Here is a 24,115-nt window from a genome sequence, read left to right as displayed (position 1 = left end):
AGGGCGCGGGCGCTCAGGCGACCGACTGGTACTCGGTGGGGCGCGTGTCCAGCGCCTTCTTCACGACGCGCTCGATGAAGGCGCGCTCCTCGCCGATCAGCGGCAGGCGCGGGCGGCGCATGTGCTCGGTGCCCACGCCCACCAGCACGTCGATGAGCTTGAGGTTCTGCACCAGCTTGGTCGATACATCGAGGTGCAGCATCGGCGTCATCCACTGGTACAGCTTGAGCGCTTCGGCAAAGCGGCCGGCCTTCATCAGGTCGTACAGCGCCACGGTCTCGCGCGGGAAGGCGCAGCCCACGCCGGCCAGCAGGCCGTCGCAGCCCAGGGCCAGACCTTCGTAGGCCAGGTCGTCCACCCCCAGGAAGAGCTGGTAGCGATCGCCCACGGTGTTGCGCAGGTCGGTGATGCGGCGGATGTTGTCCGTGCTCTCCTTGATGGCGGCGATCCACTCGCAGTCGGCCAGTTCCAGCATGTGCTCGGGCTTGAGGTCCACGCGGTAGGCCACGGGGTTGTTGTAGACCATGAGCGGCTTCTGTGCCACCTTGGCCATGGCGCGCACATTGGCCATGGCTTCGCGCGCATCGGCCACGTAGATCACCGAGGGCATCACCATGTAGCCGGCCACGCCCAGCTTGTTGCCGCCATCGATGTAGCGCAGCGCCTCGCGGGTGCTGGTCTCCGAGACGTTGGCCAGCACGGGCACGCGGCCATCGGCGGCGTCGAGCGCGATCTTGGCGACCTGCAGCTTTTCTTCCAGCGTGAGGGTGCTGGCCTCGCCCAGCGAGCCGCAGGTCACCAGGCCGTGGATGCCGTTGCGGATCTGGAAGTCGATGTGGCGCGCCGTGCCCTCGGCATCGATGCTCTCATCGGCGTGGAACTTGGTGGTGATGGCGGGGAAGATGCCTTGCCAGCGGGGATTGCTCATGGGGTGAACTCCTGGGGAAGAAAGAAGGAACGAAGGGGGTGAAGGAAAGCAGTGGCTGGGATGAATCGGTGTCGTTGGTAAATATATTAAGAAAATATTTGAAATATCTTGTGAGGGTATTTAGCAGCTTGCGTGCCAGCCGAATTTGCGCTTGGATGGGCTGCATCCGGGCGTTCGGGGGCTGAAGAAGCCTGCCAGGGGGCCTTCGTGCATCGTTGTTGGGCGCTGGGCACCGCAACGGGGCATGACTTTGGTGCGGGGCGGATGCGAAGGGATCCCAGACCCGCAACGCCCTTGCGATGCTGCTTCGAGGCCCTTGCCAGCCGCGTTCGGGACAGTCAAGTGCAGTGTCTCTAGAGGCCGCAAGCCGTTTCAGCTTGCTGCCTCGATAGAATCTGTGGTTATCTCCAAAAATGGGGTTGCCGCGCCCTGCGCGAGCGGCCCACCATTCGTTCCAGGCCCGTTGCCCCTTTTCGCCCATGACCAACAACACCACGCCTTCGATCTCGGTTGCAGACATCCGCAAGTCCTTTCTGGACTTTTTCGCCTCCAAGGGCCACACCATCGTGCCCTCGAGCTCGCTGGTGCCGGGCAACGACCCGACGCTGATGTTCACCAACTCCGGCATGGTGCAGTTCAAGGACGTGTTCCTGGGCACGGACAAGCGCCCTTACAACCGCGCGGTGTCGGTGCAGGCCTGCCTGCGCGCCGGCGGCAAGCACAACGACCTGGAGAATGTGGGCTACACCGCGCGCCACCACACCTTCTTCGAGATGCTGGGCAACTGGAGCTTTGGCGACTACTTCAAGCGCGAGTCGCTGCATTGGGCCTGGGAACTGCTGACCACCGTGTACAAGCTGCCCCCGGAGCGCCTGCTGGCCACCGTGTACCAGGAGGACGACGAGGCCTACGACATCTGGACCAAGGAGATCGGCCTGCCGCCCGAGCGCGTGATCCGCATCGGCGACAACAAGGGCGGCCGCTACAAGTCCGACAACTTCTGGATGATGGCCGACACCGGCCCCTGCGGCCCCTGCAGCGAGATCTTCTACGACCACGGCGACCACATCCCCGGCGGCCCCCCAGGCAGCCCCGATGAAGACGGCGACCGCTTCATCGAGATCTGGAACAACGTGTTCATGCAGTTCGACATGGCCGAAGACGGCTCGGTCAGCCCGCTGCCCGCGCCCTGCGTGGACACCGGCATGGGCCTGGAGCGCCTGGCCGCCATCCTGCAGCATGTACACAGCAACTACGAGATCGACCTCTTCGACGCGCTGATCAAGGCCGCCGGCCGTGAGACCGGCGTGGCCGACCTGAACAACAAGAGCCTGCGCGTGATCGCCGACCACATCCGCGCCACCGCCTTCCTGGTGAGCGACGGTGTGATCCCCAGCAACGAAGGCCGCGGCTACGTGCAGCGCCGCATCGTGCGCCGCGCCATCCGCCACGGCTACAAGCTGGGCAAGAAGACTCCGTTCTTCCACAAGCTGGTGGCCGAACTGGTGCGCGTGATGGGCGACGCCTACCCCAAGCTGCGTGAGCAGGAGCAGCGCATCACCGAGGTGCTGAAAGCGGAAGAAGAGCGCTTCTTCGAGACCCTGGCCAACGGCATGGAAATCCTGGACACGGCCCTGGCAGGCGATGCCAAGGTGCTGCCCGGCGACGTGGCCTTCAAGCTGCACGACACCTACGGCTTTCCGCTGGATCTGACCAATGACGTCTGCCGCGAGCGCGACGTCGAGGTGGACGAGGCCGGCTTCAAGGTCGCCATGGAAAAGCAAAAGGCCCAGGCCCGCGCCGCCGGCAAGTTCAAGATGGACAAGGCGCTGGAGTACACCGGCGATGTGAACCGCTTCACGGGCTACGAGCAACTGGCCGAAACGGCCAAGATCACCGCCATCTACGTCGATGGCACCAGCAGCGCAGCCCTCAAGGCAGGCCAGAACGGCGTGGTGGTGCTCGACACCACCCCCTTCTACGCCGAAAGCGGCGGCCAGGTGGGTGACGAAGGCACCATCACCAGCGGCTCTGCCCGCTTTGCGGTGGGTGACACGCTCAAGGTCAAGGCCGATGTGTACGGCCACCACGGCACGCTCGAAGAGGGCACGCTGAACGTGGGCGACACCGTGCAGGCCGAGGTCAACACAGCCGTGCGCGCCGCCACGGTGCGCAACCACTCGGCCACCCACCTGATGCACAAGGCCCTGCGCGAAGTGCTGGGCACGCATGTGCAGCAAAAGGGCAGCCTGGTGAACGCCGAGCGCACGCGCTTCGACTTTGCCCACAACGCCCCCGTGACCGATGCCCAGGTGCGCGAGATCGAGCGCCTGGTGAACGAGGAGGTGCTGGCCAACGTGCCCACGCAGGCGCGCGTGATGGACATCGAATCGGCCCAGAAGACCGGCGCCATGATGCTCTTTGGCGAGAAATACGGCGAAACCGTGCGCGTGCTCGACATCGGCACCAGCCGCGAGCTGTGCGGCGGCACGCATGTGCAGCGCACGGGCGACATCGGCCTGTTCAAGGTGGTGGCCGAAGGCGGCGTGGCCGCAGGCGTGCGCCGCATCGAGGCGGTGACCGGCACCAACGCACTGTCCTACCTGCAGCAGCTCGAAGACACGGTGAACCAGGCGGCCGGCACTTTCAAGACCCCGGTGGCCGAGCTCAACCACCGCATCGGCCAGACCCTGGACAGCGTGAAGGCCCTGGAAAAGGAAATCGCAGCGCTCAAGGGCAAGCTGGCATCGAGCCAGGGCGACGAGCTGGTGGGCCAGGCGGTGGACGTGAACGGCATCAAGGTGCTGGCCGCGGCCTTGCCCGGTGCCGACGCGAAAACCCTGCGCGACACCATGGACAAGCTCAAGGACAAGCTCAAGACCGCCGCCATCGTGCTGGCCGCCGTCGATGGCGACAAGGTGCAGATCGCTGCGGGCGTGACGGCCGACAGCATCGGCAAGGTCAAGGCCGGCGAGCTGGTCAACTTCGTGGCCCAGCAGGTTGGCGGTAAGGGCGGCGGCAAGCCCGACATGGCCATGGCCGGTGGCACCAATGCGGCGGGCCTGCCTGCCGCGCTGGCCAGCGTCGAGGCCTGGGTGCGCGAGCGCGCCTGAGGCTAAGCGGTAGGTACAGGAAGGTACACCCGATGGACCTGCCTGGACTGATCCCCAAACCGGGCCGCTGCCTGCTCGCCATGGCTTTGGGGCTATGGGTGGCCTGTGCCGCAGGCGCCCCGTCGGATGCTGTGGAGCGCGTGCAGTTCCAGGCGCCTGCCGGTGAGTCGGGTGGCTCGGTGACCCTGCAGGCCTGGTGGTACCGCCCGCCCGCCGCACTGGCCCCGGCCACGGGCAAGGACACCAGGCCCCTGCCTGCCGTGATCCTGCTACACGGCTGCGGCGGCATGCTCAACCGGCGCGGCCAGCCGGCAGAGCGCATGCGCGAGTATGCGGACCTGCTCAACCAGCAGGGCTGGCATGCCCTGGCCGTGGATTCGCTGACACCGCGCGGCGAAAAGGAGCTGTGCACCCAGCGCGTGGGCACGCGCAAGATCAACCAGAACGACCGCCGCCGCGATGCGCTGGCCGCCCTGCAGTGGCTGGCCGCCCAGCCGGGCGTGGACGGCCAGCGGTTGGCGCTGCTGGGCTGGTCGCACGGCGGCAGTGCCGTGCTGGCCGCCAGCAACCTGCGCCATGCCGACGTGGCGGCGGCGAAGGTGCTGCCCCGCCTTGCCGTGGCGTTCTACCCCGGCTGTGGCTCCGACCTGCGCGGCGGCTATAGGCCGGCGGCCGATACGCTGATGCTCGTCGGCAAGGCGGACGACTGGACACCGGCCGCACCCTGCCAGGCCCTGGCGGCGCCGCGCGGCACACCACGCGACGATACCCCGGGCAGCCGCGAGGTGCGGGTGGTGGCCTACGAGGGCGCCTACCATGGCTTCGATGGCACCGTACCCTTGCGCCTGCGCACCGACGTGCCCAACGGCGTGTACCCGGGGCAGGGCGTGCATGTGGGTGGCCACCCGGTGGCGCGCGAGCAGTCGCGCAAGGAGCTGCTGGCCGCCCTGGGCAAGGCGTTCAGCCGCTGACCAGCAGAAGGCCTGCGGTAGGCCCTCGGCGGGTCAGAACAGCTCTACATCGTCGTTGGAGACCTTGGCCGTGAGGTGCCCGCCGGCAATCAGGTCTTCGTAGAAGCAGACCTGGTTGCGGCCGTGCTCCTTGGCGTAGTAGAGCGCCTGATCGGCCTGGCCCAGGATTTCGACCGGGGAGCCACGCGAGGTGCCGACGAAACCCAGGCTCACCGTCACGCGGCCCACCTGCGGAAAGTCGTACTCCTGCACGGTCTCGCGGAAGCGGTTGAACACCTTGTGCGCCCGTGCCAGCGTGATGTTGCGCAGCAGCACCACGAACTCCTCGCCACCAAAGCGGAAGATGCGGTCGTGCGAGCGGAACGAGGTGCGCAGGATGTTGGCGATCAGGATCAGCACCTCATCGCCGTAGAGGTGGCCGAAGCGGTCGTTGACCAGTTTGAAGTGGTCGATGTCCACCACGGCCAGCCAGTTCTGCGCGGGCTCGCTTTCGGAGGCCACTTCTTCTGTGACCAGCGCTTCGGCGCTCTGGGGTCGATTGCTGCTCAGGCCGCTGGCGGTGCGGGAGAACTGCTCGTCGAAGGTCTTGCGGTTGAACAGGCCGGTCAGCGCGTCGCGTTCGCTGTAGTCCAGCAGGTTCTGGTAGTTCTGGTAGACCAGGAACACGCCCTTGATGACTTCGAGCTTGTGGGCCGAGAACGGGCGCGACTGCGTGATCTCCAGGCAGGTGCTGACCTTCTCGTGCATCCATACCGGCAGCCACAGCGTATGGCGCCCAGGGCGGTGCGAAAGCGCGCTGTCGCCCTGGCTCTTCACGCATTCGCACAGCTCGGGGTACTGCTCCAGCAGTTCGCGCCGGGGGTCGGCGGCAGCCTCGGAGTCGGTGGAGACCAGTTGCCCGTCCTCCACCCAGGTGCGTGGGCGCACATGGGCCACGCCCTTGTCTGTGAACAGCTCCAGCGCCCGGACCGCCTTGATGCCGCTGAGTTTTTGCAGGGTGGAGAGCACCGACACCTCCAGCCGCAGGTGGTCGCGGTGGCCGGTCATTTCAACCAGGTGTTGCAGGATGGGCTTCATAGGCGCGGTGATGGCGGTCGTCCGGTGGAGGGGGCGCTAATTGCGCCGCACAAACACAATATCCCACACACCATGCCCGAGGCGCAGGCCGCGGTTCTCGAACTTGGTCAGTGGGCGGTAGTCCGGCTGCGGCGCAAAGCCGTCGGCGGTGTTGGCCAGCAGGGGCTCGGCACCCAGCACCTGCAGCATCTGTTCGGCGTAGGGTTGCCAGTCGGTGGCGCAGTGCAGGTAGCCGCCGGGCTTGAGCCGGGCGGCCAGCTTGGCGACTAGCGGCGACTGGATCAGCCGGCGCTTGTTGTGCTTGGTCTTGTGCCAGGGATCGGGAAAGAAGATGTGCACGCCATCGAGGCTGGCCGGGGCCAGCATGTGGTCTATGACCTCGACGGCATCGTGCTGCAGGATGCGGATGTTGCCGATCTCCTTCTCGCCGATGCGCTTGAGCAGGGCACCCACGCCGGGCTCGTGCACCTCGCAGCACAGGAAGTTGTCGTCGGGGCGCACGCGCGCAATATGGGCCGTGGCTTCGCCCATGCCGAAGCCGATCTCCAGGATCAGCGGGGCCGTGCGGCCGAAGGCGGCGGGGGCGTCGAGCAGGGCGGCGGTGTAGGGCAGCACGAAGCGCGGGCCCAGGTCTTCGAAGGCCTTGGCCTGGCCCGTGGTGGTGCGCCCTGCGCGGCGCACAAAGCTCTTGATGGTCTTGGGGTGGGCAACGCCAGCGGGCGCGGTGTTGCCGGCTTGGGGGGGCCTGGCGGCGGGTGCCGCACTGTCGGGGGCGGGGGAAAGGATTGGCAGTTCGGTCACGATGGGCCATTGTAGTTTCTGAACCACGCATTGGCCCATTGCGCCAGCGCATCCCCCGTGCAAGTGTTGTGTGGATGTGCCAGCGCGGGCAGCCCCAGGGCCTGTGCCGCCTGGGCCAGCGCCTGCAGGGGATCGTGCAGGTCCAGGGCCTGGGCACCGTTCTGCTTGGAGAGTTTCTCCCCGTTGTCGCCACGCACCAGGGGGGTGTGCAGGTACTGCGGCGTGGGCGCGCCGAGGGCGCGCTGCAGCAGGATCTGGCGCGGGGTGTTGTCGGCCAGATCCTCCCCACGAACGATGTGGGTAATGCCCTGGGCCGCGTCATCCACCACCACGGCCAATTGATAGGCCCACAGGCCGTCGGCGCGGCGCAGCACGAAGTCGCCGATCTCGGCCGCCACCTCTTGCTGCTGTTCACCCAGGCGCCTGTCGCTCCAGCGCGTGGGCAAGAGGCCTTCGGGCACCCGAAACCGCCAGGACCGGCCGCCCCGCCCATTCAGGCCATGGCGGCAGGTGCCAGGATAGGGCAGGGCCGCATGCCGCTCGCGCGCATGGCCGAGGGCGAGCTGCGCCTCCTCGATGTCCTTGCGCGAGCAGGCGCAGGGGTAGGCCGCGCCTTCGGCCACCAGGCGATCCAGTGCCTGCTGGTAGAAGGCACCGCGCGCGGACTGCCACAGCGGCGGCTCGTCGGGCACCAGGCCGCAGGCGGCCAACTGCTGCAGGATGATTTCGCCTGCACCCGGGATGCAGCGCGGGGTGTCCACGTCCTCGATGCGCACCAGCCAGCGACCGCCACGCCCTCCGTTGAAGGCGCGGGCGTCGAGCCAACTGGCCAGGGCGGCCACCAGAGAGCCTGCATGCAGGGGCCCTGTCGGCGACGGCGCAAAACGGCCGATGTAGCCGGACCCGGGGCCCTGCACAGGGTCCTCGCCTTCTTTCATGCCACGGCGAGTGCCAGCTCCAGTCCGGACACGAAGGCATCTTCCAGGCGGTGGCCCAGGCACCAGTCGCCGCAGGCACCCAGGCCCAACTGGGCGTCCCATAGGTGGCTGCGGCCCAGGGGGTGGGTGGTCTGGGCATAGCGCCAGCGCTGGGTCTGGGCGTGCGCGGGTTGTGCGCGGATGCCGGTCACCTCGGCAAAGGCCTTGATCAGCTTGGCCTGCACGCGCTCGGCGTCGTCTTCAAGGTGCTCGGCAGACCAGGCGGGGCTGGCCTGCACGGTCCAGCGCTCCACGCTGGGGCGGCCGGGCTTGGAGGATTCGCGCGCCAGCCAGGCGATGCGGTGGTGCGTGCTGCGTGCGGCATTCCATTGCGGGCCCAGGGTGGTCAGGCCCGGGCGCACGGCCTGCGGGTAGGCCAGCATCAATGTCCAGCAGGGGGCGATGGCAACGCTGGACAGGGCCGCTGACAGGCTGCTGTCGATGGCCGAGGTGGACAGCAGGGCCTGCGCGGGCGTGGCCGGCTGGGCCAGCAGCACGGCGTCGAAGCCGGCGTACACGTGGTGGCCGCCGTCGGGCCCTTCGGTGCGCAGTTGCCAGCCGGGGGCGTTCAAGGCGTCATGCTCGATGCGCGTGACGCAAGTGTCGGTGATCAGCCGGCCGGCCTGGGCCAGCGGTTCGGCCCAGGTGGCCACCAGCGACTGCATGCCGGGGCTGGCGACCCAGTGCGCTTCGCGCGTGGGCAGGCCGGCGGCGGTCACGCGGCCAGCAGCGTCCAGCACGCGCACGGAATTGGCGCTCCAGCGCTTGCACACGCCGGGCACGGTGTCGATGGCGCGCGCAAAACGCGCATCGCGCACGGTGAAGTACTGCACGCCGGCATCGAAGCCGCCAAAGGGTGAGTCGATGGTGGCCGTGCGTCCGCCGGCGGCGGAGGATTTTTCGAAGACGGTGACCTGGTGGCCCGCCTGCACCAGGGTGCGGGCGCAGGCAATGCCGGCCATGCCGGCGCCGATGATGGCGAAATGCCGGGGTGCCTTGGCACTGCCGGCGGTTTTGCGGGTGGAGGGGCTTGTCGTCGTGGTCGCCGCAGCAGCCACAGGGCTGGGTGCAGGGCGTCGAGGCCGTTTGGCAGGGCGAGAAACAGGTTTGCTCATGGGAGGCCTTTCGGGAACGGTTGGCAGGAAAACTCCGACACCGACCACTCTACACGCCCCACGCAGGGCTGCGCATCAGAAATGATGGTGGTTTTCCAGCAGTGCGCGGCGCGTGGTGGGGCTTTGCAGCTGGTTGAGCCACCACTGCAGCGCGCGGCCGGGCGCGGTGAAGCCCGGGCCGCCCCAGGCGTAGTGGATGGGCACGCGGCGTTCGGGCCGCGCCACCTTGCGTGTCACCAGCCGCCCGGCTTCGAGGTAGGGGCGCACCATGGGCTCGGGCAGAAAGCCGCCGCCCAGGCCGCGCAACTGGGCGCGCACCTTGGCCTGCATGGTGTCCACCGTGAGCACGTCCTGCCCGCCCAGCAGGCCCATGGTGGCGCCGCCGCGCAGGGCCGAGTCGGCCACCGCCACGGCGCGGTGCTGCAGCAGGGTGGCGTCGGTGATGGGCTCGGGCACCGAGGCCAGTGCATGGTGCGGCGCCACGACGTAGATGAACAGCAGGTCGCCCAGCGTGGCCTGCTGCAGGCCGGCCACGCTGGAGCCTGCAATGGTGACGCCGATGGCCAAGTCCGCCCGGCCCGAGGTCAGGGCCTCCAGCGTGCCGGTCATGATGCCGTCGCGCAGCTTCAGGCGGGTGGGAGGCGCCATGGCGTAGAACGCATCCACCAGCTCCATCATGGTGTGCGGCGAAATGGCACCATCGACCGAGATCGTGAGCTGCGGCTCCCAGCCCGTGGCCACGCGGCGCACGCGGTGGGCCACGGCGTCGATGTCCTGCAGCAGCCGCGCGCCCTCGCGCAGCAGCTCCACGCCGGCCTCTGTGGGGCGGGCCTGGCGCGCGCTGCGGTCAAAGAGCAGCACGTCCAGCGCATCCTCGATCTGGCGCACGCGGTAGGTCAGCGCGCTGGGCACCAGGCCCAACTGGCGCGCTGCGGCGGCAAAGCTGCCGGCCTCGGCAATCACCTGCAGCATGGCCAGGCTGTCAGGGGTCAGCACATCGCGTGGGTTTTGCATGGTGGCGCCATAGTAATTCAATTTTTTTGAATCATGCCATCAATGTGCCAGCGCCCGGAACAGGGAGCACAGGCCTAAAGTTGCGTCTTGAAAGGGCTACACACCATGCTGACTGTTCGCAAATCCCAAGACCGCGGCTACGCCGACCATGGCTGGCTGCATTCGTACCACAGCTTTTCGTTCGCCGGCTACCACGATCCCGAGCACATGGGTTTTGGCAACCTGCGCGTGATCAACGAAGACCGCATCGCCGCAGGCATGGGCTTTGGCACCCATGGCCACCGCGACATGGAGATCATCAGCTACGTGCTGTCGGGCGAACTGGCCCACAAGGACAGCATGGGCAACATCAAGGGCATCCCGCCCGGCGACGTGCAGCGCATGAGCGCGGGCACGGGGGTGCAGCACAGCGAGTTCAACCATGCAGAGGGTCAGACCACGCATTTCCTGCAGATCTGGCTGCTGCCCGACGTGCAGGGCATTGCACCCGGCTATGAGCAAAAGGCCTTTACCGATGCCGAAAAGCGCGGCACGCTGCGCCGGGTGGCCTCGCCCGACGGGGCCGATGGCTCCGTGACCGTGCACGCCGACGCCACGATCTACGCCGGCCTGTTCGACGGCGGTGAGTCGGCCACCCTGGCGCTCGACCCGGCCCGCAAGACCTATGTGCACCTGGTGCGCGGCGCGCTGCAGGTCAACGGGCAGGCGCTGTCGGCCGGTGATGCCGCGCTGATCGAGAAGGAAACGGCCCTGGCACTGGCCGAAGGCCGCGATGCCGAAGTGCTGGTGTTCGATCTGGCCCCTTGACCTAATTTTTTTCCGCCCCCTGTTCTTTACCTGTTACCTGAAGGAGTCCACCATGTTCAATTCCCTGCAAAACCCCCTGGCCCTGGCTTCGCGCCTGCTGCTGGCTGCCCTGTTCCTGCCTGCCGGCATCGGCAAGCTCACCGGCTTTGCCGGCACCGTGGGCTACATCGCCTCCGTGGGCATGCCCATGCCCACCGTAGCGGCAGGCCTGGCCGCCGCTGTGGAAGTGCTGGGTGGCCTGGCGCTGGTCTTCGGCTTCGGTACCCGGTTTGCCGCACTGGCCCTGGCGTTCTTCACGCTGGTCGCCAGCTTCTTCTTCCATGCCTACTGGGCACTGCCGGCCGACAAGCAGATGATGCAGCAGCTGATGTTCTTCAAGAACGTGGGCGTGACCGGCGGCCTGCTGGCCCTGGCGGCCTTCGGCGCCGGTGGCTGGAGCGTGGACGCACGCCGTTCTTCCCACTGAAGTCGCCATCCTGCGGCATGATGGCGTTTTAACGTTGCAAGGAACCGCCGCATGCTGCAGATCGCTGTCGTCTACCACTCGGGCTACGGCCATACCCAGCGCATGGCCCAGGCCGTGGCTGATGGCGCGGGTGCGCAGCTGATCGCCATCGATGCGGACGGCAGCCTGCCCGAAGGCGGCTGGGAAACCCTGGCCGCCGCCAGCGCCATCATCTTCGGCTCACCGACCTATATGGCCGGGCCCAGCTGGCAATTCAAGCGCTTTGCCGACGCATCGTCCAAGCCCTGGTTCAGCCAGGCCTGGAAGAACAAGCTGTTCGCCGGCTTCACCAACAGCGCCGCCACCAATGGCGACAAGCAGATCACGCTCGACTACCTGTTCCACCTGGCCATGCAGCATGGCGGCCTGTGGGTGGGGGCGGGCGTGCTGCCATCGAACTCCAAGGCCGCCACGCGCAACGACGTGAACTGGCTGGGCGCTTACAGTGGTGCCATGGCGCAATCACCTTCCGACGCTTCGGCCGGCGAGATGGCGCCGGGCGACCTGGACACAGCCCGTTTCCTGGGACAGCGTGTGGCCGAGATGGCTGCACGCTTTAAGTGAAGCACCCCCTGTGTCGCTTCGCGCCTTCCCCCTCTCTCGTCTCGCTGCGCGAGCCGGGAGGGGGACGCCCCCAGCGCGGCGGGGCGGCCCTTGCGCGGGGGCACTGGCCTTGGCCGTGCCAGTTTCATGCGTCGCAGCTGGCGCATAGCGCAATGAAGAACTGATTCCAACCCCACGACTACAGGAGCCTCCCATGCAACCATGCCATCGTCTTCGCGCCCCGTGCGCTGGAGCACGCTCATGAGCGGCGCACTGCGCCTGTCCGGCCATGCCAAGGACCTGGGCGGCGGCTTCACCGTGCGGCGCCTGCTGCCTGCCGTGCAGTGCCGCTCGGTAGGGCCGTTCATCTTCTTCGACCATTTCGGCCCGGTGTCGGTGGTGCCCGGCGCGGCGCACGATGTGCGGCCCCATCCGCACATCGGCCTGGCCACGGTGACCTACCTGTTCTCCGGCGCCATCATGCACCGCGACAACCTGGGCTACGTGCAGCAGATCGAGCCCGGCGCCATCAACTGGATGACGGCCGGCAACGGCATCGTGCACTCCGAGCGCCGGCCCGAGAGCTTGGCCGACACGACCTATGTGAACCACGGCATCCAGCTGTGGGCCGCGCTGCCGGTGGCTGCCGAGGAGGTCGATGCCTCCTTCGTGCACACGCCGGCCGCTGCCATTCCCGAGGTGCAGGTCGGTGATGCGGTGGTGCGCGTGCTGATCGGAACCGCCTTTGGCCAGACCTCGCCCGTGGCGACCTATGCGCCCACGCTGTACCTGGACGTGCAACTGCCTGCGGGCGGCGTGCTGGAATTGCCGGCGGCCCTGGCGCAGGAAATGGCCCTCTACCCCGTGGATGCCGAGCTGCTGCTCGACGGCGAGCCCTTGCCCGACCACACCCTGGCGGTACTGCCCGCAGGTGCTGCGGCGGCGGCCGTGCGGCTGCAGGCCGGCGACAGCGCCGTGCGCCTGATGGTCATCGGTGGCGATGCGCTCGACGGGCCGCGCCACATGTGGTGGAACTTCGTCTCCAGCCGCAAGGAGCGCATCGTGCAGGCCGCCGGGGACTGGGAGGCAGGCCGCATGAAGGTGGTGCCAGGCGAAACGGAATTCATCCCGCTGCCGGAGCACCGTTTCCGCGCGGATTGAGCCTCAGGCCTCTTGCGGCTTGTCGGTGGACAGGTCGGCGGCCAGCACCCGGCGCTCGTCGAAGACGAAGCAGCCGCCGTGGTAGTGGGCGCCATCGGTTTCCTCGAAATACTTGAGGATGCCGCCTTCGAGCTGGTAGACATGCGGCAGGCCTTCCTCGCGCATGAGGATGGCGGCCTTCTCGCAGCGGATGCCGCCCGTGCAAAAGCTCACCACCGTCTTGTCGGCGAGTTCCTCCTTGTGGGCACGCAGGGCCGGGGGGAACTCGGTGAACTTGTCGATGCGCCAGTCGATGGCGTTGTCAAATGTGCCGTGGTCGACCTCGAAGGCGTTGCGGGTGTCGAGCGTCACCACCTCGCGGCCTTCGTCGTCGTGGCCCTGCGCCAGCCAGCGGTGCAGCGTGGCCGGCGTCACCGCCGGGGCGCGGCCTGTGGAGGGCTGGATGGTGGGGTGGTCCATGCGGATGATCTCGCGCTTGACCTTGACCAGCATTTTGCGAAAGGGCACCGTGTCCGACCAGCTCTCCTTGGGCGCCAGGTCGGCAAAACGGGCGTCGGTGCGCAGCGCATCCACGAAACCGCGCACCGCTTGGGCCGGGCCCGCCAGGAAGAAGTTGATGCCTTCCTCGGCCAGCAAGATGGTGCCCTTGAGCTGCGCCGCAGTGGCGCGCTCGTGCAGCAGGTCGCGCAACGCATGCGCATCGGGCAGCGGCACGAATTGGTAGCAGGAGATGTTGAGGACGTCGTTCACGGCGATGGCCTGTTTACACGGGTTCTGGGAAAGGAGTGTTCTGCCGGGGGCGACTCTCCGGACGGGCGCGGTTACGGCCTGATTGTCGCGCTGCTGCCGGCCCCTGGCCTGTAGCCTGGCGGGTTGCCCGCCAGGTTCCCTCAGGGGGCGGGTACCAGCAGCGTGGTCTCGATCTTGTTGGCCAGCTGGGCGATGGCCAGCGACGCCGGGCAGCCCGGCGTGTTGAGCAGCAGCAGCTGGCGGCGCATCACGGCGTCGCGCACCGACGGGTCGGCCGGGATGTCGCCCATGTGGATCAGCCGCACGCCGCGGCCGGTCTCGGTGCTGACGAAGCGGTCCAGCACCTGCTGCAGCTGGCTGGTGATGGCCCGGCCATCGCCCGGGCGGGCGGCCTGGTTGATCACCATGCGCACATGCTGGCGCTTTTGCTGCATGGCCAGCACCTTGATGGCGGCGTAGGCGTCGGTCAGCGAGGTGGGCTCGGGCGTGGCCACGATCAGCACCTCGGAGGCCAGCGAAATCGAGAACAGCACCACGTCCGAGATGCCGGCGCCGGTGTCCAGCAGGATCACGTCGTAATTGGGCGCCAGTGCCTGGATCACATTCAGGAACTGGTTGCGCACCTCGGGCGTGAGGCGCGAATACTCCACCATGCCCGAGCCGGCCAGCAGCACCGAGAAGCCGCCGGGCGCCTGGATCACGGCGTCTTCCAGCAAGGCCTTGCCGGTGAACACGTCGTGCAGGGTGATCTTGGGGTGCAGATTGAGCACCACGTCCAGGTTGGCCAGGCCCAGGTCGGCGTCGAGCACCAGCACACGCTGGCCGCGCCGCGTGAGCGCCGCCGCGAGGTTGGCCGACACGAAGGTCTTGCCTACGCCGCCCTTGCCGCTGGTGATGGCAATGATGCGCGCACCAGTGGCCGCCGCGCCGGGTGGGCGTCCGGGCGAGGGTGGGGCGTCGGAGGAGGTGGGTGGGGGGGACAGCGCGTCGCTCATCTTCTAACTTTCAGTTGGCGCTGCCTGTTGGGTCCAGCGGGGGCAGATCGCCCCAGCCCGAGGGGGTGTACAAGGGGCCGAACAACAGGCTCTTCTCTTCGGCACTGACGGTGCTGTCGGGCTGCTCTTCGATGCTCACCCGGTTGCGGCCCGACGATTTGGCCTGGTAGAGCTGGTGGTCGGCCCGGTCGGTCCACAGCAGGGTGGTCGAACGGATCCATTGCAGGGCGAAGGCCCCGCCAACGCTCACCGTGACATTCAGTTCCACGGAGGGCGAGATTCTGACAGGTGTGTTGGCCACGGCACGGCGGATGCGTTCTGCAACCACCTTGCCAAACGCGGCCTGGCAGGCGGGCAGCACCACCGCGAACTCCTCGCCGCCGTAGCGTGCCAGGGTGTCCATGGGGCGCACGCAGGCGCTCAGGGTGCGCGCCACCGACTGCAGCACCACGTCACCAGCCAGGTGGCCATGGGTGTCGTTGACCGCCTTGAAGTGGTCGATGTCCAGCATCAGCAGCAGGGCCGCCTCGCCCGAGCGCGTCACGCGGTCGATCTCGCGCTCGAGCACGGCGCGAAAATGCCGACGGTTGGCCAGCCCGGTGAGGGGGTCCTTGAGGGAGAGTTCGCACAGACCGTCGATCAGGCCCTGGAGGTAGCGCGACGGTGCCTCGCGTTGCAGGGAGGCTTCGCTGCCGGCCGCCTGCGCCACGAGGGCGTGTGCAATGTCCAGACGCAGATCGCGCAGGTCTACGAGATGAGAGGCCGCAGAGTCAGACACAAATGGATAAGGCAGAGTTCGTTGAGTGTAGCAGCGGGACGGCGCAAAAACGCAGCTTCTGGGCGGGCCGTGGGGTGATACGGCTCAGGTGGCTGCACCCTCAGGGTCGGGCGGTGGTATCTGCTGCAGCGCCTGCAGGGCCTCGGCGTCGGTGCGGTACATCTGCAGCCCCGGGCCGGGTTCGAGCAAGCCGGCGCGGCGCAGCACCTGGTCCACCGGCAGTTTCATGCCGCTCACGTGCAGTATGCCGCCACGCGCCTGCATCAGGGCGCGCAGCGCGGCAAAGGTCTCCACGCCGGTGATGTCGATGCGGTTGATGGGCTGGGCCATGAGGCACAGGTGGACGATGGCGGGGTCGGCGGCCAGGTGGTCGATCACATGCCGCTCCAGCGCGCTGGCCGAGCCGAAATCGAGCTCCGCATCCATGCGCAATGCCAGCAACTGGGGGGCCAGGGGCGGCAGGTGCCACAGGTGGCGGTCGCGCAGGCTGCCATCGGGGTGCAGGCCGACCTCGATAATGCGCGGGTGCAGGCGCTGGTACAGAAAGTGGCTCAGGTTCATCACCAGCCCCACCAGCACGCCCCAGTACATGCGCGGTGCGGTGGCCAGCGTCAGCGCAAAGGTCACGCCGGCCATCACAGCCTCGACACGCGAGATGCGCCACAGGCGCAGCAGGGTGGCGGGTTTGATGAGGCTGGTTACCGCCGTGACCACCACGGCCGCCAGCACCGACTGCGGCACGTGGTAGAGCGCCGGAGTGAGCCACAGCAGCACCACCAGCACCAGGGCGATGGCGAACACCGTGGCCCAGCCGGTGCGGGCACCGGCATACAGGTTGATGGCCGAGCGCGAGAACGAGGCGCTGGTGGCAAAGCTGCCGCACAGGCCGCTGCTGATCTTGGCCAGGCCCTGGCCGATCAGGTCCTGGTTCTCGTTCCAGCGCTCGCCCGAGCGCTGGCTCTCCACCTTGGCGCTGGAGGCGGTTTCGAGAAAGCTCACCAGCGTCACCACCAGCACCGGCATCACCAGTGCGGAAAACTGCGACCAGGACAGCAGGCCCGGCCAGTACAGGGACGGCAGCCCCTCGGGCAGCGTGCCGACCACCGAGCCGCCACTGTCGGCATAGCCCAGCGCCCAGCTCAGCGCCCCGGCAGCACCCACGACCACGATGGCGGCCGGAAAGTTCGGGCGCCAGCGCCGGGCCAGCACCAGCAGCGCCAGGCTGCCCAGGCCGAAGGCGGCAGCCACCAGGTCGAAATGGCCCAGCGACGGGGTGGACCACAGGGCGCCGAGGTCCGAGCGCAGGCCGGTGAAGGCGCGCAACTGGGAGGCTAGGATCAGCAGCGCGGCCGCCTGCGTGAAGCCGCTGAGCACGGGCGAGGTCACCAGGTTCAGCAGCCAGCCAAAGCGTGCCATGCCCATCACCAGCTGCAGCAGGCCCGAGAGCAGGGCCATCCACGCCGCCAGGGCCACCCACTGCGCGCTGCCGGGCTCGGCCAGCCCGGTCAGGGAGGCGCCGATCAGCAGGCTGGTGAGGGCCGTGGGCCCCACGCCCAGCCGGGTGGAGGAGCTGAACAGCACGGCCACCAGGGCCGGGATCAGCGAGGCGTAGATGCCGGTCACCAGCGGCATGCCGGCCAGGGCCGCATAGGCCACACCCTGTGGCACCAGCATCAGCCCCACGGTCATGCCGGCCGAAAACTCCCCTTTGAGCAGGTGGCGGTCGGGACGGGGCCAGGCGAGAAACGGAAGCCAGCGGGACAGGGAGGGCAGGGAAGGCATGGCCCCGATTGTCGCGCGCTTGTGCGGGCTGCCTGGCGTCCTACAGCCACTTCGGAGCTATCCGACCCTGTGCGCGCGTCGGTTTACCTAAAGTACGAAGCATGTTTCAACCCGCAAGGAGCTTTCCCATGAACACCGCAACTACCGCTCAGCGCCCCCTTCACCGCATCGCCAGCGTGCTGGCCGTCAGCGCTCTGGCGCTGGGTCTGGCTGCTTGCAGCAAGACCGAAGACGCCACCGTGGGCCAGCGCCTGGACTCGGCCGTTGACCGCACCGAGCAGGCGGCCACCGAAGCCCGCATCAAGGCCGAGAGCGCCATGCAAAGTGCCGGCAACAAGATGGAGCAAGGCTCGCAGACCGCGATGGAAAAAATCGACGACGCCACCATCACAGCCCAGGTCTCTGCCGGCCTGGCCAAGGATCCTGACCTGAGCGCCATCAAGATCAATGTGGACACCGTCAATGGTTCCGTGACGCTGAACGGCCCCGCCACCACGCCTGCCGCCAAGGAGCGTGCCGAGACGATTGCCACCGCCGTGAAGGGCGTTACCTCGGTCAACAACCAGTTGACCGTCACACCGAGCTAAGGCACAGCCGTACCTGACGGCTTGCACCGGGCCCCGGGACTGTAAAGATACCGGACCCCACGCGCACCGGGCAGGGATGGACTTGCGACCCGCCAGTCGGGCAGCGAGCAGGCTGCCTCCTTCATCTTCATTGCGAGGACTGGCATTCGAAGACCGCCCATGCAAGTGATGCGTGCAATGCAAGCCATCGGCCATGCACTGGCCTTTGCCTGCCCCCGAACAGGGGCCATGGCAAAGGAGCCGCGCCGCACAAGGTGATCCTTGTGCGGCGCGCTACCATTGGCTGCATGCAAGACCATGCCACCGACATCGCCTCCCGCCTCGTCCACCACGATTACCTTCCGCCTGCGGGCTTTCAGGCCCCCCAGACTGCCGTCTACAAGGCCTCGACCGTGATCTTCCCCAACGTGGCCGCCATGCGCAGCCGCGAGTGGAAGGACAAGAGCGGCTACACCTACGGCCTGCATGGCACCCCCACCACCTTCATCCTCGAAGAGCGCCTGTGCGCCCTGGAGGGCGGCCTGCAGTGCCTGTTGGTCCCGAGCGGCCTCGCAGCGATTGCCAATGTGGCACTGGCGCTGCTCAAGCCCGGCGATGAACTGCTGATTCCCGACAATGTCTATGGCCCGAGCAAGGACCTGATCCACGGCGAGCTGCGCCGCTTCGGCATCACGCATGCGGTCTACGACCCGCTCGATCCGGCCGATCTGGCCGCGCGCATCACGCCTGCCACCCGCCTGGTCTGGCTTGAAGCGGCCGGCTCGGTCACCATGGAATTCCCCGACCTGTGCGAGCAGGTGCGCATTTGCCGCGCGCGCGGCGTCACGACGGCGCTGGACAACACCTGGGGTGCGGGCCTGGCGTTCGCGCCGTTCGACCTGCTGGGCGACGGCAGCCTGGGCGTGGACATCTCGGCCCACGCCCTCACCAAGTACCCCAGCGGCGGCGGTGACGTGCTCATGGGCAGCATCGTCACGCGCGACGAGGCGCTGCACATGCAGCTCAAGCTCACCCACATGCGCCTGGGCCTGGGCGTCGGTGGCAACGATGCCGAGGCGGTGTTGCGCTCGCTGCCCAGCATCGGCCTGCGCTACCGCGCGCACGACGAGGCGGCGCGCTCCCTGGCGTCCTGGATGCAGGCCCAGCCCGCCATCGCCCAGGTGCTGCACCCGGCATTGGCCGGTGCGCCGGGCCATGACCACTGGAAGGCGCTGTGCGGCGCAGCCTATGGCGGTGCGGGCGCGGCGGCCGGCCTGTTCAGCGTGGTGATCGATGCGCGCTTCGGGCAGGACCAGGTCGACGCCTTCTGCGACGGCCTGCGCCTGTTCAAGCTGGGCTACAGCTGGGGTGGGCCCATGAGCCTTGTGGTTCCTTATGAGCTGGCGCGCATGCGCGGCCGGCCCACGGCGCACCTGAAGCCCGGGACGCTGGTGCGGTTTTCCATCGGCCTGGAGGCGGTGGAGGACCTGCGCCAGGACCTGCAGCAGTCCCTGCAGCGGGCCTTTGCCCCCGCTTGACGGGCGCGGGGGTATGTCGGCAAACACAGGCCTAGCTGTTACAGTGGGCCTCTACTTCAGGAAGCAAACACCTTGGCAACACCCAACTACGGATACGAAAAGCGCCAGCGCGAGCTCGCAAAAAAGCAAAAAAAAGAAGAGAAGCTGCGCTCCAAAACCCAGCGCAGGCCGGATGACCCACAGGGTGACCAGCCAGCCGGTGGCAATGGCGATGGCGCACCGGGCGGCAACCAGCCCACGGGCGCACCAGGCGGCTGAGCCTTTGACCGCCGTGTCCGGCACCCTGCCGCGCCGCAACGGCCGCAGGCGGGTCCGGCAGCACGGCGCTCAGCGCAGCAGCTTTTTCAGCTCTGGCCACACGTTGGCCAGCATCTGCGGGTGCGCCTCTGCACGCGGGTGAATGCGGTCTGCCTGGAACAGGCGGGTAGGGTCCGGGCCATCGGCCACGCCCTTGAGAAAAAACGGCACCACGGCCACTTTTTTGGCCTGGGCCACGGTGGTGAACAGGCCGGCAAACCGGTTCGCGTAGTCGGTGCCATAGTTCGGCGGCACCTGCATCCCCACCAGCAAGACCTTGGCCCCGGCCTTTTGCGCCGCATCGGTCATGGCGCTCAGATTCTCTTCGGTGTTCTTGAGCGGCAGGCCGCGCAGCGCGTCATTGCCGCCGAGCTCGATCACCACCACGGCAGGCTTGTGCTGGGTCAGCAGGGCGGCCAGGCGTGAGCGCCCGCCCGAGGTGGTCTCGCCGCTCACGCTGGCATTGACCACGCGGCGCTCGATCTTTTCCTCCTGCAGCCGCTTTTCCAGGAGGGCCACCCAGCCGGCGCCGCGCGCCAGGCCGTACTCGGCGCTCAGCGAATCGCCCAGCACCAGAATGGCCGGCGCGCCTGGCGCGGAAGATGCAGGCGCCTGTGCCCAGGCTGCGGGGGCGCAAACCCCTGCCAAACCCAGGATGCCTGCCGAGAGGATAAAGTGGCGCCGATACTGCAGATGTCGAATCAAAGCAAAGAACCTTTCATGTCCGAATCTTCCCCATCGCCCGTGACCCCCATTATTGCCGTCGAGCATGTCTTCAAGTCGGTCACGGATTCGACCGGTACGCTGGACATTCTGCGGGATATCGATTTCCGCCTGGCGCCAAGGGAAACTGCGGCCATCGTGGGGGCTTCGGGCTCTGGCAAGAGCACGCTCCTGTCCATCATCGCCGGGCTCGATACGCCCACGCGCGGCACGGTGCGCCTGGACGGCCATGACCTCTTCGCCATCGACGAGGACGAGCGCGCCGCGCTGCGCGCGCAGAAGGTGGGCTTCGTGTTCCAGAGCTTCCAGCTCATGGGCAACCTCACCGCGCTGGAGAACGTGATGCTGCCGCTGGAGCTGGCCAACCGGCGCGACGCGCGCAAGGCCGCTGCCGACATGCTGGCCCGCGTGGGCCTGGGCCAGCGCCTTTCGCACTATCCCAAGGTGCTCTCGGGCGGCGAGCAGCAGCGCGTGGCGCTGGCGCGAGCCTTCGTGGTGCACCCGGCCGTGCTGCTGGCCGACGAGCCCACGGGCAGCCTGGACTTTGCGACGGGCGAGACCATCATGCAGCTCATGTTCGAGCTCAACCGCGAGCAGGGCACCACGCTGGTACTGGTCACGCACGACCGCGGCATCGCCGCGCGCTGTGAGCGGCGCATCACCATTGATGCCGGGCAGGTTGCTGAGAACTAGGCTACCCCCTGAGGCGCTTCGCGCCTTCCCCCTGGAAGGGGGACGCCACCGGTGGCCTGGCAAAGCCAGTTCCACGGTGGCACTGGCCTTGACGCGCCAGTTGCATGGGCCTACAGCGCCATCGACAGCTGATAGGGAATCAGCTTCGTCCAGTCGATAATCAGGGCATGTCTTCCCCCAAAGTTCTTTTCGGCTTCCACGCCGTGGGCGTGCGTCTGAAGACCGCGCCCAAATCCGTCATCGAGATCTACTACGAGGTCACGCGGCGCGATGCGCGCATGCGCCAGTTCCTCGACCGGGCCCGCGAGGCCGGTGCCCGCCTGATCGAAGCTGACAGCGAGCGCATCGCCAAGCTGGCCGGCAGCCATGGCCACCAGGGCGTGGCGGCGCGGGTGGAGCCCGTGGCCCAGATCACCTCGCTCGACGAGCTGCTGGAGAACCTCGAAGCCGCTGGCGTCGAGAACCCGCTGCTGCTGGTGCTCGACGGCGTGACCGACCCGCACAACCTGGGCGCCTGCCTGCGCGTGGCCGATGGTGCCGGTGCCCATGCCGTCATCGCCCCCAAGGACCACGCCGTGGGCATCAATGCCACGGTGGCCAAGGTCGCCAGCGGAGCGGCCGAAACCATGCCCTACTTCATGGTCACCAACCTGGCGCGCACCCTGGGCGAGCTCAAGGAGCGCAACATCTGGTGCATAGGCACCAGCGACGATGCGCCCAAGACCGTCTACCAGGTGGACTTGAAGGGCCCCGTGGCCCTGGTGCTGGGCGCCGAGGGCGACGGCATGCGCCAGCTCACGCGCAAGACCTGCGACGAGCTGGTCAGCATCCCCATGAAGGGCGCGGTGGAAAGCCTCAATGTGTCTGTCGCCAGCGGCGTCTGCCTCTACGAGGCGCTGCGCCAGAGGACTTGACCGTATGCAGGAGGATCGCCTGGACACCGTGCGCGCCTGGGTGCAGGAGGCCCGGCACATCGCCGTGCTCACCGGCGCGGGCGTGAGCGCCGAATCGGGCGTGCCCACCTTTCGCGATGCGCAGACGGGCTACTGGGCCCAGTTCCGCGCCGAGGACATGGCCACCGAGGAGGGCTTTCGCGCCCATCCCGAGCGGGTCTGGAACTGGTACCAGCACCGGCGCCAGTTGATGGAGGGCGTGGCGCCCAACGCCGGGCACCTGGCGCTGGCGGCCTTCCAGGCGGCCCACCCGGGGCGGCTCACGCTGATCACCCAGAACGTGGATGGCCTGCACCAGCGCGCGGGCAGCACGGGCGTGCTGTGCCTGCATGGCGATCTGTTCGCCAACCGCTGGCTCGACACGCCGCGCAACTGCTGCCACATCGACGATGCAGTGGCCGGCAGCCCGCCGCATTGCGACCGCTGTGGCAACCGGCTGCGCCCCGGCGTGGTGTGGTTTGGTGAAATGCTGCCGCTGGCCGTGTTCGAGGCCGCTGAGCGGGCGGCGCAGGATTGCGACCTCATGCTGGTCGCCGGCACGGCAGGCGCCGTGTACCCGGCTGCAGGCCTGGCGCGCCAGGCGCGTGCGGTCGGTGCCCGTGTGGTCGTGGTCAACCCCGCCCCCAGCGAACTCGACGATGCCGCAGATGCCGTGCTGCGCGGTACGTCGGCAACCCTGCTGCCGCAGTTGCTGCAAGCCTGATCGGGCTACGCCTGGTTCAGGGGGCATGCCCCAAAATTGTGCGCTTTGTGCGACAGACTGTCGCAGACCGGACAAGTTGTCACGGGCCGTGCCTGTAGCCTGCGCCACCTTTGCACAATTCTCCGGGCACCTTCACACCATGAGCCGTCGTCACTTTCTCCTGCGCGCCACCCAGATGGCTGCGGCCACCAGCCTGCCTGTGTGGGCTTCCACGGCGAGCGCTGCCGAAGAACCGATGTCGGCCAGGCACATCAACCTGGGCTGCTCCATTGCCCTGACCGGGCCGCTGGGCCAGGCCGGCATCGAGCAGGTGGCGGGCATGAAGGCCGCGTTTGCCGAGCTGAACCAGGCCGGCGGCGTGCACGGCCGCGAGATCCGCATGGACGCCAAGGACGATGCCTACGTCGCCAGCCGCACCCTGCAGAACGTGACGCAGATGCTGGAGGCGCAGTCCATCTTCGCGCTGATCTCGCCCCTGGGAACGGCCAACACGGCCGCCATCCTGCCGCTGATCGAAGGCAAGGGCATCCCCACCGTGGGCCCCATCACGGGTGCGCCCTCGCTGCGCTCGGCCGAGCAGCGCAACGTGTTCTTCGTGCGCCCGAGCTACCGCGACGAAACCCAGCGCCTGGTCAAGCAGGTGGTGGAGATGGGCCTCAAGCGCATTTCCGTGGTCTACCTGGACAACCCCTTTGGCAAGGAAGTGCTCAAGGACATGTCGCGCGCGCTCGATGAGATCAAGGTCGAGCGCGCCGGCGAATTCGCCCTGGCGGTGGACGGCAAGAATGGTGCCGAGCTGGCCGAGAAGGTGGCCGCAGAGCGCCCGGGCGCCGTGCTGCTGGCCACCACCGGCACGGCCAACACGGCTTTCGTGCTGCCATTCCGTGCCAAGGCGGCCGGCGTGCCGCTGGCCGGCCTGTCGGTCACGGTGATCTCGTCGGAGCTGCCCAAGCTGGCCGCCGCCACGCGCGGCATGGCCCTGGTGCAGGTGTTCCCGGACGCGAATTCGCAAAAGTCGGTGGTGGTGCGCAAGTTCCAGAGCACCATGAAGGCCACGGGTGCCAATGCCGCCTTCATCAACAGCGGCAGCTCCCTGGAAGGCTGGGTCAATGCCCAGATCATGATCGAAGGCCTGAAGAACGCGGGCAAGGACCTGACCCGCGACAAGCTGCGCAATGGCCTGGCGGGTATCCGCTCGCTCTCGTTCGGCGACTTCAATGTCGGCTTTGGCAGCAAGGCACCCTACGTGGGCTCCGACTCGATCTACCTGGCCATCTACGCCGAGAACGCGCGCCGACTGAGCTGAGCCAAGGCCTTTCCCTGCA

At 67.8% G+C, this 24,115-nt stretch carries 24 protein-coding genes; 13 read left to right on the top strand and 11 right to left on the bottom strand.

What is annotated here, in order from left to right; translation table 11 throughout:
• Positions 1 to 13 precede the first annotated feature (13 nt).
• Positions 14 to 928 (bottom strand): dihydrodipicolinate synthase family protein, encoded by a 915-nt coding sequence (locus ASE31_RS21260; RefSeq protein WP_057203768.1) that lies wholly within the window; start codon positions 926 to 928, stop codon positions 14 to 16.
• 479 nt (positions 929 to 1,407) lie between these two features.
• Here ASE31_RS21260 and alaS point away from each other — a divergent pair, with 479 nt between their 5' ends.
• Together alaS and ASE31_RS21250 are read left to right on the top strand one after the other, a co-directional pair.
• Entirely contained in the window at positions 1,408 to 4,041 is a 2,634-nt protein-coding gene (gene alaS, locus ASE31_RS21255; protein ID WP_057203767.1) for an alanine--tRNA ligase, read from the top strand.
• 32 nt (positions 4,042 to 4,073) lie between these two features.
• Positions 4,074 to 5,012, top strand: coding sequence for a dienelactone hydrolase family protein (locus tag ASE31_RS21250; protein WP_057203766.1), 939 nt, complete (start codon positions 4,074 to 4,076; stop codon positions 5,010 to 5,012).
• Positions 5,013 to 5,045: 33 nt separating this feature from the next.
• Here ASE31_RS21250 and ASE31_RS21245 read toward each other — a convergent pair whose 3' ends face one another.
• The 5 genes from ASE31_RS21245 to ASE31_RS21225 all read right to left on the bottom strand — a co-directional run bounded on the left by ASE31_RS21245 (position 5,046) and on the right by ASE31_RS21225 (position 9,996).
• On the bottom strand, positions 5,046 to 6,089 hold the full coding sequence (locus tag ASE31_RS21245; RefSeq protein ID WP_057203765.1) for a GGDEF domain-containing protein: 1,044 nt from the start codon (positions 6,087 to 6,089) through the stop codon (positions 5,046 to 5,048).
• 36 nt (positions 6,090 to 6,125) lie between these two features.
• Positions 6,126 to 6,929 carry a tRNA (guanosine(46)-N7)-methyltransferase TrmB gene (gene trmB, locus ASE31_RS21240; RefSeq protein WP_057203764.1) on the bottom strand — a complete coding sequence of 268 codons (804 nt, stop codon included), beginning with the start codon at positions 6,927 to 6,929 and terminating at the stop codon, positions 6,126 to 6,128.
• Positions 6,887 to 7,828, bottom strand: a complete 942-nt coding sequence (gene gluQRS, locus ASE31_RS21235) for a tRNA glutamyl-Q(34) synthetase GluQRS (protein ID WP_057203763.1) — start codon at positions 7,826 to 7,828, stop codon at positions 6,887 to 6,889. Before gluQRS ends, trmB begins: the two co-directional genes overlap by 43 nt.
• Positions 7,825 to 8,829 carry an NAD(P)/FAD-dependent oxidoreductase gene (locus ASE31_RS21230; RefSeq protein ID WP_057203869.1) on the bottom strand — a complete coding sequence of 335 codons (1,005 nt, stop codon included), beginning with the start codon at positions 8,827 to 8,829 and terminating at the stop codon, positions 7,825 to 7,827. Before ASE31_RS21230 ends, gluQRS begins: the two co-directional genes overlap by 4 nt.
• 228 nt (positions 8,830 to 9,057) lie before the next feature.
• Positions 9,058 to 9,996 carry a LysR family transcriptional regulator gene (locus ASE31_RS21225; RefSeq protein ID WP_057203868.1) on the bottom strand — a complete coding sequence of 313 codons (939 nt, stop codon included), beginning with the start codon at positions 9,994 to 9,996 and terminating at the stop codon, positions 9,058 to 9,060.
• Between the two features lie 105 nt (positions 9,997 to 10,101).
• On the opposite strand from ASE31_RS21225, the gene ASE31_RS21220 reads away from it, so the two are divergent.
• The 4 genes from ASE31_RS21220 to ASE31_RS21205 all read left to right on the top strand — a co-directional run bounded on the left by ASE31_RS21220 (position 10,102) and on the right by ASE31_RS21205 (position 13,012).
• Positions 10,102 to 10,803, top strand: a complete 702-nt coding sequence (locus tag ASE31_RS21220; protein ID WP_057203762.1) for a pirin family protein — start codon at positions 10,102 to 10,104, stop codon at positions 10,801 to 10,803.
• A gap of 52 nt (positions 10,804 to 10,855) precedes the next feature.
• Positions 10,856 to 11,269: a DoxX family protein gene (locus ASE31_RS21215; RefSeq protein ID WP_057203761.1), complete on the top strand. Its 414-nt coding sequence runs from the start codon at positions 10,856 to 10,858 to the stop codon at positions 11,267 to 11,269.
• A 51-nt stretch (positions 11,270 to 11,320) separates the two neighbouring features.
• Complete coding sequence (locus ASE31_RS21210) at positions 11,321 to 11,872, top strand: flavodoxin family protein (RefSeq protein ID WP_057203760.1); 552 nt, start codon at positions 11,321 to 11,323, stop codon at positions 11,870 to 11,872.
• Between the two features lie 240 nt (positions 11,873 to 12,112).
• Positions 12,113 to 13,012, top strand: a complete 900-nt coding sequence (locus ASE31_RS21205; protein WP_057203867.1) for a pirin family protein — start codon at positions 12,113 to 12,115, stop codon at positions 13,010 to 13,012.
• Positions 13,013 to 13,015: 3 nt separating this feature from the next.
• Here ASE31_RS21205 and ASE31_RS21200 read toward each other — a convergent pair whose 3' ends face one another.
• The 4 genes from ASE31_RS21200 to ASE31_RS21185 form a co-directional block, all read right to left on the bottom strand.
• Complete coding sequence (locus ASE31_RS21200) at positions 13,016 to 13,762, bottom strand: sulfurtransferase (RefSeq protein WP_057203759.1); 747 nt, start codon at positions 13,760 to 13,762, stop codon at positions 13,016 to 13,018.
• A 140-nt stretch (positions 13,763 to 13,902) separates the two neighbouring features.
• Complete coding sequence (locus ASE31_RS21195; protein ID WP_057203758.1) at positions 13,903 to 14,757, bottom strand: MinD/ParA family protein; 855 nt, start codon at positions 14,755 to 14,757, stop codon at positions 13,903 to 13,905.
• A gap of 10 nt (positions 14,758 to 14,767) precedes the next feature.
• Positions 14,768 to 15,535, bottom strand: coding sequence for a GGDEF domain-containing protein (locus ASE31_RS21190; RefSeq protein WP_057203757.1), 768 nt, complete (start codon positions 15,533 to 15,535; stop codon positions 14,768 to 14,770).
• A gap of 84 nt (positions 15,536 to 15,619) precedes the next feature.
• Complete coding sequence (locus tag ASE31_RS21185) at positions 15,620 to 17,317, bottom strand: SulP family inorganic anion transporter (protein ID WP_057203756.1); 1,698 nt, start codon at positions 17,315 to 17,317, stop codon at positions 15,620 to 15,622.
• Positions 17,318 to 17,445: 128 nt separating this feature from the next.
• On the opposite strand from ASE31_RS21185, the gene ASE31_RS21180 reads away from it, so the two are divergent.
• From ASE31_RS21180 to ASE31_RS21170, 3 genes are all read left to right on the top strand, one after another.
• Positions 17,446 to 17,904 carry a BON domain-containing protein gene (locus ASE31_RS21180; protein ID WP_057203755.1) on the top strand — a complete coding sequence of 153 codons (459 nt, stop codon included), beginning with the start codon at positions 17,446 to 17,448 and terminating at the stop codon, positions 17,902 to 17,904.
• 287 nt (positions 17,905 to 18,191) lie between these two features.
• Positions 18,192 to 19,421: a PLP-dependent transferase gene (locus ASE31_RS21175; RefSeq protein WP_057203866.1), complete on the top strand. Its 1,230-nt coding sequence runs from the start codon at positions 18,192 to 18,194 to the stop codon at positions 19,419 to 19,421.
• A 72-nt stretch (positions 19,422 to 19,493) separates the two neighbouring features.
• A complete protein-coding gene (locus ASE31_RS21170) occupies positions 19,494 to 19,679 on the top strand; it encodes a hypothetical protein (protein WP_057203754.1) in 186 nt (61 codons plus the stop codon).
• A 69-nt stretch (positions 19,680 to 19,748) separates the two neighbouring features.
• On the opposite strand, the gene ASE31_RS21165 is transcribed toward ASE31_RS21170, so the two are convergent.
• Complete coding sequence (locus ASE31_RS21165) at positions 19,749 to 20,423, bottom strand: arylesterase (RefSeq protein WP_057203753.1); 675 nt, start codon at positions 20,421 to 20,423, stop codon at positions 19,749 to 19,751.
• Positions 20,424 to 20,438: 15 nt separating this feature from the next.
• Between ASE31_RS21165 and ASE31_RS21160 the strand changes: the two genes are divergently transcribed.
• From ASE31_RS21160 to ASE31_RS21145, 4 genes are all read left to right on the top strand, one after another.
• Complete coding sequence (locus ASE31_RS21160) at positions 20,439 to 21,134, top strand: ABC transporter ATP-binding protein (protein ID WP_007859298.1); 696 nt, start codon at positions 20,439 to 20,441, stop codon at positions 21,132 to 21,134.
• A gap of 167 nt (positions 21,135 to 21,301) precedes the next feature.
• Positions 21,302 to 22,048, top strand: a complete 747-nt coding sequence (gene rlmB / locus ASE31_RS21155; RefSeq protein WP_007859295.1) for a 23S rRNA (guanosine(2251)-2'-O)-methyltransferase RlmB — start codon at positions 21,302 to 21,304, stop codon at positions 22,046 to 22,048.
• 4 nt (positions 22,049 to 22,052) lie between these two features.
• Positions 22,053 to 22,790, top strand: coding sequence for an NAD-dependent deacylase (locus ASE31_RS21150; RefSeq protein WP_057203752.1), 738 nt, complete (start codon positions 22,053 to 22,055; stop codon positions 22,788 to 22,790).
• A 139-nt stretch (positions 22,791 to 22,929) separates the two neighbouring features.
• Positions 22,930 to 24,096 carry an ABC transporter substrate-binding protein gene (locus ASE31_RS21145; protein WP_057203751.1) on the top strand — a complete coding sequence of 389 codons (1,167 nt, stop codon included), beginning with the start codon at positions 22,930 to 22,932 and terminating at the stop codon, positions 24,094 to 24,096.
• The last annotated feature ends 19 nt before the right edge of the window (positions 24,097 to 24,115 follow it).

The sequence above is a fragment of the Acidovorax sp. Root217 genome, from assembly GCF_001428645.1.
GTDB lineage: Bacteria > Pseudomonadota > Gammaproteobacteria > Burkholderiales > Burkholderiaceae_C > Acidovorax.
Note: the sequence above shows the minus strand (reverse complement) of the source record. Positions and strands in the feature narration are given on the sequence as shown.